The following is an 11,481-nucleotide window of genomic DNA, read 5'->3' on the forward strand; positions in this document are numbered from 1 at the left end:
TCTCCGATTTCCCATTCGGATCGAACAATGGTGCAGGCCATAACGACCCGCCCGCGTCGAGGGTGCGTGTCATCGCCCAAAAGGCCGTACGAGCGAGTCCGGCGTGATTTCCAGCCTGATTTCTGACAAAGTGCACTCCTGTTTTGTCCCGTTGATCGAAAATGGAGACAGGGTCATGGGTTCCTCCCGCAGAATCCTCGGCACACTCGGTCTGCTGTCCTGCCTCACGCTTTCCGCCCACGTCCCCGCGGCCGACGCCGCCGGTGCCGCCGCCCCGGCGGCGGTGCGCGAATCTCCCCGGATCCCCTTCACCCAGCGTTACCAGGCCGTCCAGCACGGCGGCCTGGTCCGGGCGTCGAACTCCTCGATCGGCTGCCGCTCGGCGGTCTCCGCGCAGGCCGAGCCCTGCGCGGAGGTGAACAAGGGGGCGGCCGGGGTCAACGGCGACTTCGAGATGTTCTACGACGAGGTGGACAAGGACCCCGACACCTACAACTCCACCCGCGCCGAGCTCAGGGTCCCCCGGGGCGCGAAGGTCTCGTACGCCCGGCTGTACTGGGGCGGGAACCTGCGGGTGGGCGAGCAGAAGCCGCCCGAGGACAACGGGCGCGTGCTGGTCGCCGAGCCCGGCGGCGCGTACAAGGCGGTGCTGGCCGACACGGTCGTCGGGCACCACGACGACGAGGGCAGCGACGCCTACCAGGCCTCCGCCGACGTCACCCCGCTGGTGCGCAGGGGCGGTGCGGGGATGTGGACGGTCGCCCAGCTCAACATCGCCATGGGCAACTCGCCGGTGGGGGCGTGGGGCGGCTGGACCCTCGTCGTCGCCTACGAGCACCCGCAGGAGCCGCTGCGCCGGATCTCCCTGTGGGACGGCTTCGAGTCGCTGGCCGCGGGGGCCGGCGAGGCGGCCGGGGAGACCGTGGAGCTCGCGGGCCTGGACGCGCCGCCCGGGGCGTCGGGGCGGGCCGGGGTCGTCGCGTACGACGGGGACCGCGGGACCCTGGGGGACTCACTCACGGTGACCGCCGACAGCGGTCGCCGGATCAGCATCAGCGATGCTGAAAACCCTTTCAATGATGTGATGAATTCTACGATCACAGAATTCGGACGTCCCTCGTTCGTGCGACAGCCCGAACATATGAATAATCTCGGATATGACGCGGACGTGTTCGACCTGAGTCCCGCCCTGTCCGGTGGCGCCCACAACCTGAACTTCAAGTTCACCGGCGAAAGCCAGGGTCAATTCCTCGGCGTGCTCTTCGTTCAGACAGACGCGCGCCGCTGAACGCAGGAGACCACTCCACGTGCGGAAACAGTCCTCGTCGGATCCCCTTCCGGCAGCCCACCCAGCCCACCCAGCCCCGCCCTCCCCGGACCTCCCGGCGGGCTTCACCGTCCTGCACCTCGTGCAGCCCGTCGACGGCGGCGTCGCCCGGGTCGTCACCGACCTCGTGCGCGCGCAGGCCGCCGCCGGGCTGCGCGTCCTCGTCGGCTGCCCGAGCGGCGGCCGGCTCGCCGACGACGCCCGCGCCGCCGGAGCCGAGGTGCTGACCTGGCGGGCCGGGCGCGCCCCGGGCCCGGGCCTGCCCGCCGAGGTCCTCGGCGCCGCCCGGCTGGTCCGCCGCGCCCGCCCCGACCTCCTGCACCTGCACAGCGCCAAGGCCGGACTGGCCGGACGGATCGCCGTACGGGGCCGCGTACCCACCGTGTTCCAGCCGCACGCCTGGTCCTTCGACGCCGTCGGCGGAGCCACCGCCGCCCTCGCGCTGCGCTGGGAGCGGGCCGGGGCCCGCTGGGCCGACCGGGTGCTCTGCGTCAGCGAATCCGAACGCCGGGCCGGGGAGTCCGAGGGCATCACCGCCCGCTGGTCCGTCATCCGCAACGGCGTCGACCTCGGCCACTTCCGGCCAGGCCACCCCGACCCCGGCCGCGACCGTGCCGAGGCCCTGGCCGCGCTCCCGCTGCCCGCCGCCTTCCGCGACGCGGCGGGCGGACCGCTCGCCGTCTGCGTCGGCCGGCTCTGCCCGCAGAAGGGCCAGGACATCCTGCTGCGCGCCTGGCCGGAGCTGCTCGCCACCGTCCCCGGCGCCCGCCTCGCCCTCGTCGGCGACGGCCCCGACACCGAACGGCTGCGCCGCACCGCGCCCGGCGGCGTGCTCTTCGCGGGGGCCGTCGCCGACATCCGACCGTGGCTTCGGGCCGCCGATCTCGTTGTACTGCCGTCGCGGTGGGAAGGCATGGCGCTCGCCCCGCTCGAAGCCATGGCCTGCGGTCGCCCGGTGCTGGTCTCCGACGTCAGCGGTGCCCGGGAGAGCCTGCCCTCCGGCCAGGGACGGCTGTGCCTGGTGCCGCCGGAGGACCCGACGGCCCTGGCCAAGGCCCTGGCCCGGCTCCTCGCCGAACCGCGGCTGCTCACCGAACTCGGGGAGCAGGCCCGGCAGCACGCCCGGACCGAATGCGACGTGCGGCGGACCACGGACGCGGTCACCGGCCTGTACCACGAACTGCTGGGCAGGCCCCGGCCCTTGAACCAGGAGCGCATCAGCCGATGACGATGGACAGCGCACCCGCCCGGCACACCGGGCAGGGCGGCACGGGGCCCGCCGGCGGCAGCGCCTTCGCACCCGCGCCCCCCGCGGAGCCCCGCCGGGCCGCGACCGCGATCCACCCCCCGCGCGGGCCGCGCGCCGACCGGGCCCGTCCCGCCGTGCGGCCGCAGCGGGTCCGCCGCCGCGACGGCGCCGGCGCGCTGCTGGCCGCCGACGCGCTGGCCGCCGTCGTCACCGCGGCCACCCTGCCCGCCACCGCCCTGCCGCCGCAGGCCGTGGGCCCCTGTGTCGTCCTGCTGCTGCTCCTGCTCGCCGCCCTGCACGCGCAGGGCGGCCTCTACCGGCCCCGGCTCACCCCCTCCGCGCTCCTCGAACTGCCCTCGCTGGCCGGCCGGTCCGCCGTGCTGTGGTGCGGGGCCGCCGCCGGTCTCGGCGCCGCCCGGCCCGAGCACGCCCTCGGCTGGACCGCCCTCCTCGGCGCCGTCTGCCTCCAGGCCGCGCTCGTCTGCGCCGGACGCGGGGCCGTGCACACCCTGCGCCGCCGCTCCGCCCTGCGGCGGCCGCTCTCCACCCTCGTCGTCGGCTCCGGGGACGGCGCCGGCGCGGTCGCCGCCGCACTCCACGGACGCCCCGAGTACGGATTGCGGCCCGTGGGGATCGCCGACCCGGCGGCCCCCGCCGACGGCGAGCGCGGGGCGCTGCCCGTCCTCGTCACCCACGAGGACGTCCGGCGCGCCGTCATCCAGAACTCCGTCCGGCACGCCGTCTTCACCCGGCCCCCCGAGGCCGACGAGCGGACCGCCTCCCTGGTCCGGCTCTTCCACGACCACGGCTGCCGGCTCTGGCTCGCCGACCCCGCCGGGACCGCCAAGGTCACCGGCATGCGGGTGGCGCAGCCCGCCGACCAGCTGTGGGGGTACGCCGTACAGCCCCTGCTGCCGCGTCCCGCCCGCACCCTGGAGCGCACCGCGAAGCGGGCCATCGACTCCCTGCTCGCCGCCCTGGCCCTGCTCGCCGCCGCCCCCGTGATGGGAGCCTGTGCGCTCGCCGTACGCCTCTCCGACGGCCCCGGGGTGATCTTCCGTCAGGAGCGCGCCGGGCTGTACGGACGGCCCTTCACCCTGCTGAAGTTCCGCACCCTGCGCGCCGACGCCCACGAGTCCGCCACCCGCTGGACGGTGGCCGGCGACCACCGGATGAGCCCGGTCGGCTCCTTCCTGCGCAAGTCCTCCCTGGACGAGCTGCCCCAGCTGTGGAACGTCGTACGGGGTGACATGAGCCTGGTCGGACCCCGCCCCGAACGGCCCTTCTTCGTCGCCAAGTTCAGCAGCGTCCACCCCGGCTACGAGGCCCGCCACCGGATGCCCGTCGGGATCACCGGACTCGCCCAGATCAACGGACTGCGCGGGGACACCTCCATCGAGGACCGGGCCCGCTTCGACAACCACTACATCGACACCTGGTCGCTGTGGCAGGACCTGTGGATCCTGGCCCGCACCGCGGCCTCCTTCTTCCGCTTCCGGCTGGGAGGCAGCTGACCCATGAGCCTCGCCGCGACCGGGCCCGCCCGGTTCCCCGACGCGACCGGCCCGCTGCGCCGTCACTGGCCGCTGCTGCCGCTCGCCGCGACCGTCCTGTTCCTCCTCGCCCCGCTCCCGGCCGGGGACGCGAGCGCCTCCGGGAAGGTCGGCCCCGCCGACGCCGCCTCGCTGCTGCTCGCCCTCGTCTGCGCCGTCCAGGCGCTGCGGGGCCGGGTGCGGACGCTGACCCCGCTGGGCGTGCTGGTCCTCGGCGCGCCCGCCGCCGGGCTCGCCGTCGCCACCGTGACCGCCGGGGACCCGTACGCGGCGCTGCCCGGGTTCGTGCGCTACCTCCAGGTCTTCGTCCTCGTCCCGGCGGCCGTGGTGCTGCTGGTGCGCGACGCCCGCGAGTTCAGGCTGGCCGCGGGGTGCTTCGTGGTGCTCGGACTCGTCCAGGGCGCGGTCGGGGTCGTGCAGTACGCGACCCACACCGGGGCCTCTTACCAGGGCGCGGACATCCGGGCCGTGGGCACCTTCGGCCCCGGTGACGTGATGGGCATGGCCACCGTCGTCGCCTACGGACTCATCGCGGCGGCCGCCACGGCGCTCGCGCCGGGCCGGCCGGCCCGGATCCGGCGGATCGCCGCCGGCTGCGCGCTGGTACTGGTGGTGCCGCTGGTGCTGTCCTTCAGCCGCGGCGCCTGGATCGCCACCCTCGGCGCCGCCCTGCTGGTGATGGTGCTGGCCGGGATCCGGCGGGCCCTGGCGGTGGTGGCGGCGCTCGCCGCCGTCGGCGTGGTGCTGGTCGGCGGACTCGGCGTCGGCTCCGAGATGGTCGCCGAACGGCTGACCTCCATCACCCAGGTGTCCAGCGCCCCGGACCAGTCGGTGACCGACCGCTACACGATGTGGGCCGCCGCCGAGTCCATGTGGCGGGAGCGGCCCGTGGTGGGGGTGGGGCTCAAGGGCTTCCCCGCGCACCGGGACGGGCACTCCTCGCTGGGCCTGTCCTCCGGCAGCGACACCGCCGGGGCGGGCCAGGCGTTCATCAAGCAGCCCCTGCTGTCCCCGCACAACATGTACCTCCTCGTCCTCGGCGAGCAGGGCCTGACCGGACTCCTCGCGCTGGCCGGCGGCTGGGCGGCGCTGCTCGTCGCGGGCCTGCGCCGGTACGCGGCCGACCGCGCCGCCCGGGGCATCCGGGACTGCGGACTGATCGCCCTCGGCCTGCTCGTGTGGCAGCTGACCGACTTCCTCTACGCGGACATCGGCGGCCCGTCCACCGTCCTCACCGGAGTGATCATCGGCCTGGCGGCCTGGTGGGCGCTGCCCTCGCCCGAGGGCGCGCCGCCGGGGCTCCGCGCCGCCGGCCGGGCCCTCGACGGGCCGGCCGCGCGGTGACCGATACGACTCCCTGGCGACGGCCCGCGGCCGCGGCGACCGAGGTCGCCGCGCCCGCGGGCCGTCCGCCGCACCCGGGGCCGGGCACGGCGCACCCCGGTCCGGCCGGTGGCGTCGTCGCGGGGGGCGGCCCCCCGGGGCCCGCCGCTCCGGCCGCGCCCGCCGCGTCGGCGGGGCCCGCCGCCCCCGACGGCGTCGGCCCCGGTCAGGCGCCACCGCCGGCCGGGCCCGCCGCGCCCGGCGCTCCCGCCGTGGGCGCGGCCGCGGCCGGCCGCCCCGCCGCGGGGGGCCGCGTCCTCGGCGGACCCGGCGTGGGCGCGCCCGGTCCGGGCGGACCCGGGGCCGGCGGGCCCGGGGCACGGAGCAGGGCCGGAGCCGGCCGGACGGCCGGGGACGGCGGCTGTGTCGGAAGCTCCGCACCCGCCCCGCTCGGGCGGTTCCTCGCCAAGGCCGCCGCCGTCACCGCCGGACTCACCGCCGCCGGAGCCGTCTTCGGCCTCGTCCGCGACCAGACCATCGCCCACCTCTTCGGCGCCGGCCACGACAGCGACGCCTTCCTCATCGCCTGGACCGTCCCCGAGATGGCCTCCACGCTGCTGATCGAGGACGCCATGGCCCTGCTGATGGTGCCCGCCTTCAGCCACGCCCTCGCCCGCCGCGCGGCCAGCCGGGCCGGCCTCACCCGCAAGGCGGCCCGCGCCGCCGATCCCGTACGCATGCTCGTCGCCGCGACCCTGCCGCGCCTCGCGGTGCTCCTCGCCGCCGTCGCCTCCGTACTGATCGTCGCCGCCCCGCTCGTCGTCGGCGTGCTCGCACCCGGCCTGCCCGACCCGGAACTGGCCGTCCAGTGCACCCGGCTGACCGCCCTCACCGTGCTCACCTTCGGCGTCGCCGGATACTTCAGCGCCGCCCTGCGCGCCCACCGCTCCTTCCTGCCGCCCGCCGCGATCTACGTCGCGTACAACGTCGGCATCATCGGCACGATGGTCGCCCTCCACACCCTGTGGGGCGTGCGCGCCGCCGCCGCCGGAGTCGCCGTCGGCGGGCTGCTGATGGCCCTCGTCCAGCTCCCCGCCTTCATCCGCAACGTCGGCTTCGGACCCTCCCGCGCCAAGGGCGCCCCCCGCAGCCAGCGCGACCGGGACCGGCCCACCCTCATCGCCTTCGGGCTCATCGCCCCCGTCATCTTCTTCGCCGTCTTCCGCCAGTCACAGGTCCTCGTCGAGCGGTTCCTCGCCGCCTCGCTGCCCCCCGGCGCCATCTCGCACCTCAACTACGCGCAGAAGGTCGCGCAGATGCCGATGGTGCTCTCCCTGATGATCTGCACCGTCACCTTCCCGGTGGTCGCCCAGGCCATGGCCGGCGGCGAACGCGAGAAGGCCCGCCGCCGGGTGGAACGCGACCTCGCCCTCGCCTCCCTCGCCGTCCTCATGGGCAGCGCCCTCGTCATCGGCTACGCACCGCAGATCATCCAGGTCCTCTTCGAACGCGGCGCCTTCACCCACCGCGACACCCTCGCCACCGCCGACGTCATGCGCGTCTACGGACTCGGCCTCCTCGGCCACTGCCTCGTCGGGGCGCTCTCCCGGCCCTTCTTCTCGACCGCCCGGCCCACCTGGTTCCCGGCGCTCGCGATGGGCGCCGGGCTGCTCGTCAACATCGTGGCCGGAGCCCTCGCCGTCTCCTGGTGGGGCACCTACGGCATCGCCGCCGCCAACGCCGCCGGGATCACCACCACCGCGGCCCTCCTGCTCACCGGACTCGGCTCGCGCATCGTCGCCATCCAGGTCCGCCGGGTCGCCGTCAGCATCGGCCGCCTCGCCGTCGCCGCCGTCGCCGCCTGCGGCACCGGCTGGCTCGCCGGGCCGATGATCCCCGACCCCCTGCTCAGCGCCGCCCTCGGCTGCCTGCTCGTCCCCGCCATGTTCGGTGCCACCGGCATGGCCATGCGGGCCATCGAAGTCACCGCGCTGCCCGACCAGATCGCCCAGCTCACCTCTCAGCTCACCAACCGGCTGACCCAGCTCACCCAGAGGTTCCGCAATGTCCGCTGACACCGATACGGCGTCCGCCGCCGTGGCGGGCCCCGCCCGCCGGTCCGCAGCGCCGTGGGTGCTGATGTACCACTCGGTCGCCGAGTTCACCGACCCCGCCGAGGACCCGTACGGGATCACCGTCACCCCCGCCGCCCTGGAGGGCCAGCTGCGGTGGCTGCGCGCCCGCGGACTGCGCGGGGTGTCCGTCGGCGAACTGCTGCGCGCCCGCGCCGCCGGACGCGGCCGCGGCCTCGTCGGCCTCACCTTCGACGACGGCTACACCGACTTCCTGACCCGCGCCCTGCCGCTGCTGCGCCGCCACGGCTGCACGGCCACGCTGTTCGCGCTGCCCGGGCGGCTCGGCGTCGACAACGCCTGGGACCCGCTCGGGCCGCGCAAGCCGCTCCTCACCGCCGACGACCTCCGCGAAGTCGCCGCCGCCGGGCAGGAGGTCGGCTCGCACGGGCTGCTCCACCAGGACCTCACCGCCGCCCCCGACGACGTCCTCACCCACGAACTGCGCGGCAGCCGCGAGCTGCTGGGCGAGCTCACCGGCACCCCGCCCGACGGCTTCTGCTACCCCTACGGGCACCTCGACGCCCGGGTCGTCGACGCCACCCGGGCCGCCGGCTACGCGTACGCCTGCGCCATCGTCCCCGGACGGCTCACCGGCCCGCACGCCCTGCCCCGTACGCACATCAGCCAGGCCGACGGCGGCGCACGGCTGCGGATCAAGCGGCTCCGGCACCGGGCGCGCGAGCTGCGACGGGTGGTCCTGCCGTGAAGGTCCTGCACGTCATCACCGGACTCGGCGTCGGCGGCGCCGAACAGCAACTGCGGCTCCTGCTGCGGCACATGCCGATGCCCTGCGACGTACTGACCCTCACCAACCCCGGGGCGGTCGCCGAGGGGCTGCGGGCCGACGGCGTCCGCGTCGTCCACCTCGGCATGCGCGGCAACCGCGACCTCGGCACGCTGCCGCGGCTGGCGCGGTTCATCCGCGCCGGCCGCTACGACCTGGTCCACACCCACCTCTACCGGGCCTGCCTCTACGGGCGCCTCGCCGCCCGGCTCGCGGGCGTCCGGGCCGTCGTCGCCACCGAGCACTCCCTCGGCGAGCACGAGATCGAGGGCCGGCCGCTGACCGGCGGGGTCCGGGCCCTCTACCTGGCCGGCGAACGGCTCGGCTCGGCGACGGTCGCCGTGTCCGACACCGTCGCGGCCCGGCTGGAGGGCTGGGGCGTGCCCGCCGCCCGGGTCCACGTCGTGCCGAACGGGATCGAGGCCGTCCGCTTCCGCTTCGAGGAAGGCGTGCGCCGCGCGACCCGGGCCCGGACCGGGCTGCCCGAACGGGCCTTCGTGGTGGGCGGCGTCGGCAGGCTCGTCCCCGGCAAACGGTTCGACGTACTGGTGCGCGCCGTCGCCGCCCTGCCCGGCGCGCACCTGCTGCTGGCCGGGGACGGCCCCGAGCGGGCCGCGCTGCGGGCGCTCGCCGCCGAACTGGGCGCACAGGGCCGCATCCACCTCCTCGGGGAGCGCGACCCGCTGGGCGAGAGCCCCGACGGGCGCACCCCCGGCATCCCGGCGCTGCTGGCCGCCATGGACGTCTTCGTGTCCCCCTCGAAGGAGGAGGCGTTCGGGCTCGCCGTCGTCGAGGCACTGGCCGCCGGGCTGCCCGTCCTGCACGTGACCTGCCCGGCCATCGACGACCTCCCCGCCGCGCAGGCGCCGGGCGCGCGGCGCATCGGGGCGGGCACCGAGGAACTGGTCGCGGCCCTGCGCGGGCACATGGAAGCGGGCGCGCGCCGCCTGCCGCCGCCGCCCGTGGTGCGCCGCTACGACATCGCCCACAGCGCCCGCCGGCTCCTCGACGTCTACGCCCTCGCGCAGGCCGGGACGCGGGGGACGCGGGCGCCGCTGCCCGCGCCTGCGCCTGCGCCCGACCCCGCGCCCGCGCCCGCGCCGGGCGTCCCCGGGGGCGCCGGGAACGGCTGAGCACCCCCTTCGCACCGCGTCCGCATCCGTACCCCCGATCGCACCCGCCCCCCGCCCGGACCCGGCCGGGGGCGAACGAACTCCCCTCCACCAGGAAGTGAGCACCGCACATGGCCGACACCGCCGACCCGAAGAAGCCCGCCCACCGTTCGCACCGGGGCCGCCGGCTGCTGCCGCCCCCCGCGTGGTGGCCGCTGCCCGCCTGCGCCCTCCTCGGACTCGCCGCGGGCGGGGCGTACGGGCTCCTCAAGGCCCCCGACTACGCCGCCACCAGCTACGTCGTCGCCGTACCCAACGAGACCACCGAACCCGCCACCGCCCTCGGCTTCGCCCAGGCCTACGGCCGGATCGCCACCAGCAGCTCCACCCTCGCCTACGCCCAGCCCCGCGCCGGGATCGACGCCCGCCGGCTGCGCACCCAGGTCCGTACCGAGACCTCCCCCGACTCCCCGATGATCGCCGTCACCGGGATGTCCAAGAGCCCCGCCGAGGCCGCCGACATCGCCAACGCGGTCGCCGACGCGCTCACCCTCAGCAGCAACCAGGCCGCCAAGAACACCGGCGTGCAGCTGCTGCTGTTCAACCAGGCCGTCGCGCCCGGCGAGCCGGCCTCCCCCTCGGCCGCCATCAGCGGCGCCGTCGGCCTGTGCGCCGGCGGCCTGCTCGGCGGGCTGTGGCTGCTGGCCAGGCCCGGCCGGCGCAGGCCGCAGGAGCAGCAGGAAGGGGCGGCGCGGGACGGGGCGGCGCAGCCGGAGCCGGGCGTGGAGGAGTACGCCTCGCTGCCCGCCCAGGGCGAGCACTCCGAGACCAAGGAGAAGGAGTCCGTGCGATGACGCGGGGCTCCGCCGGGGCCCTGACGGTGACGATGTGCCGCGACCCCCGGCAGTTCGCCGCCCTGGAGGAGTCCTGGAACCGGCTCTTCCGGGACTGCCCCACCGCCACCCCCTTCCAGAGCCACGCCTGGCTGCACTCGTGGTGGCTGTCGTACGGCAGGGAGGGCCGGCTGCGGCTCCTGCTGGTGCGGCGCGGCGCGGAACTGGTCGGCGTGGCGCCGCTGATGCTCGTCCACCGGCCGCTGCCGCGGCTCGTACCGCTCGGCGGGCCGATCACCGACTACTTCGACGTGCTCGTCGCCGCCGGCCAGGCCGGCCGGGTCGTGCCCGCCCTGGCCCGCGGACTGCACCGGGCCGCCCGCAGCGCGGTGGTCGACCTGCGCGAGGTCCGGCCGGGCGCGGCCGCCGAAGCGCTGTACGAGGCGTGGCCGGGCGTGTCCAGCAAGCTGGCCGACTCCACCTGCATGGAGCTGCCCGCGCTGCCCTTCGAGGAGCTCGTCAAGCGGATGCCCGCCTCCGGCGCGCAGCGCGTGCGGGCCAAGCTGCGCAAGACCGACGCGGCCGGGATCGAGGAGCACGAGGTCACCGAGGACGAGGTGCCGCAGGCCGTGCGCACCCTGCTGCGGCTCCACGAGAAGCAGTGGCGCGGCCGCGGGGTCACCCCCGAACACCTGCGGCCCCGCTTCGCCGAGCACCTGACCCGGGCCACCCGGCGGATGGTGCGCGCCGGGGAGGGCCGCCTCACGGAGTTCCGGCTCGACGGGAAGGTGGTCGCCGCCAACGTCACCCTGCTCTGCGCCGGACTGAGCGGCGGCTACCTGTACGGGGCCGACCCCGAATTGCGCGACCGCAAGGTGGACGTGTCGACGCTGCTGCTGCGCTACGAGGCCGGCCGGGCCCTCGCCGACGGGCGCCCGGTGGTGAGCTTCCTGCGCGGCAGCGAACCGTACAAGAACCACTGGCGCCCCGAGACGGTGGTCAGCCAGCGCTTCCTGCTGGCCACGAGCGCGCTCGCGCCCCTGCTGCGGCTGTACGAGTCGCAGGTCACGGGGCGCGAGCGGGCGGTGGACGCGCTGCGCGAGGCGCTGCCGGGCGCCCGGGACTGGCGGGCGCGGCTGGGCGGACTGCGGGTGCGATGACCCCT

Annotated in this window: 9 protein-coding genes; all 9 read left to right on the forward strand. The window is 76.1% G+C overall.

Going from position 1 to position 11,481, the window contains the following annotated elements; all coding sequences use genetic code 11:
- Nucleotides 1-175: 175 nt before the first annotated feature.
- Nucleotides 176-1,288: a DUF3344 domain-containing protein gene (locus ACGFXC_RS22985; protein WP_393715568.1), complete on the forward strand. Its 1,113-nt coding sequence runs from the start codon at nucleotides 176-178 to the stop codon at nucleotides 1,286-1,288.
- A 121-nt stretch (nucleotides 1,289-1,409) separates the two neighbouring features.
- Nucleotides 1,410-2,555 (forward strand): glycosyltransferase family 4 protein, encoded by a 1,146-nt coding sequence (locus tag ACGFXC_RS22990; RefSeq protein ID WP_393715570.1) that lies wholly within the window; start codon nucleotides 1,410-1,412, stop codon nucleotides 2,553-2,555.
- The gene (locus ACGFXC_RS22995; protein WP_393715572.1) at nucleotides 2,552-4,090 is read left to right on the forward strand and encodes an exopolysaccharide biosynthesis polyprenyl glycosylphosphotransferase; all 1,539 of its coding nucleotides are present in this window, start codon (nucleotides 2,552-2,554) and stop codon (nucleotides 4,088-4,090) included. Before ACGFXC_RS22990 ends, ACGFXC_RS22995 begins: the two co-directional genes overlap by 4 nt.
- Before the next feature lie 3 nt (nucleotides 4,091-4,093).
- Nucleotides 4,094-5,473 carry an O-antigen ligase family protein gene (locus ACGFXC_RS23000; RefSeq protein WP_393715573.1) on the forward strand — a complete coding sequence of 460 codons (1,380 nt, stop codon included), beginning with the start codon at nucleotides 4,094-4,096 and terminating at the stop codon, nucleotides 5,471-5,473.
- On the forward strand, nucleotides 5,470-7,527 hold the full coding sequence (gene murJ, locus ACGFXC_RS23005; protein ID WP_393715575.1) for a murein biosynthesis integral membrane protein MurJ: 2,058 nt from the start codon (nucleotides 5,470-5,472) through the stop codon (nucleotides 7,525-7,527). Before ACGFXC_RS23000 ends, murJ begins: the two co-directional genes overlap by 4 nt.
- Nucleotides 7,517-8,293 carry a polysaccharide deacetylase family protein gene (locus tag ACGFXC_RS23010; RefSeq protein ID WP_393715577.1) on the forward strand — a complete coding sequence of 259 codons (777 nt, stop codon included), beginning with the start codon at nucleotides 7,517-7,519 and terminating at the stop codon, nucleotides 8,291-8,293. Before murJ ends, ACGFXC_RS23010 begins: the two co-directional genes overlap by 11 nt.
- Nucleotides 8,290-9,504 carry a glycosyltransferase gene (locus ACGFXC_RS23015; RefSeq protein ID WP_393715578.1) on the forward strand — a complete coding sequence of 405 codons (1,215 nt, stop codon included), beginning with the start codon at nucleotides 8,290-8,292 and terminating at the stop codon, nucleotides 9,502-9,504. The genes ACGFXC_RS23010 and ACGFXC_RS23015 overlap by 4 nt, the downstream gene beginning before the upstream one ends.
- Before the next feature lie 110 nt (nucleotides 9,505-9,614).
- Nucleotides 9,615-10,337 carry a lipopolysaccharide biosynthesis protein gene (locus ACGFXC_RS23020; RefSeq protein WP_393715580.1) on the forward strand — a complete coding sequence of 241 codons (723 nt, stop codon included), beginning with the start codon at nucleotides 9,615-9,617 and terminating at the stop codon, nucleotides 10,335-10,337.
- Nucleotides 10,334-11,476: a GNAT family N-acetyltransferase gene (locus ACGFXC_RS23025; protein ID WP_393715581.1), complete on the forward strand. Its 1,143-nt coding sequence runs from the start codon at nucleotides 10,334-10,336 to the stop codon at nucleotides 11,474-11,476. Before ACGFXC_RS23020 ends, ACGFXC_RS23025 begins: the two co-directional genes overlap by 4 nt.
- Nucleotides 11,477-11,481 lie beyond the last annotated feature (5 nt).

It is taken from the genome of Streptomyces sp. NPDC048507, from assembly GCF_043199995.1.
Lineage (GTDB): Bacteria > Actinomycetota > Actinomycetes > Streptomycetales > Streptomycetaceae > Streptomyces.

Excerpts from the sequence above, each read along its gene's own strand:
- ACGFXC_RS23000 (WP_393715573.1), top strand. The coding sequence starts at position 4,094 with ATGAGCCTCGCCGCGACCGGGCCCGCCCGGTTCCCCGACGCGACCGGC.
- ACGFXC_RS22985 (WP_393715568.1), top strand. The coding sequence starts at position 176 with ATGGGTTCCTCCCGCAGAATCCTCGGCACACTCGGTCTGCTGTCCTGC.
- ACGFXC_RS23025 (WP_393715581.1), top strand. The coding sequence starts at position 10,334 with ATGACGCGGGGCTCCGCCGGGGCCCTGACGGTGACGATGTGCCGCGAC.
- ACGFXC_RS22995 (WP_393715572.1), top strand. The coding sequence starts at position 2,552 with ATGACGATGGACAGCGCACCCGCCCGGCACACCGGGCAGGGCGGCACG.
- ACGFXC_RS23010 (WP_393715577.1), top strand. The coding sequence starts at position 7,517 with ATGTCCGCTGACACCGATACGGCGTCCGCCGCCGTGGCGGGCCCCGCC.
- ACGFXC_RS23020 (WP_393715580.1), top strand. The coding sequence starts at position 9,615 with ATGGCCGACACCGCCGACCCGAAGAAGCCCGCCCACCGTTCGCACCGG.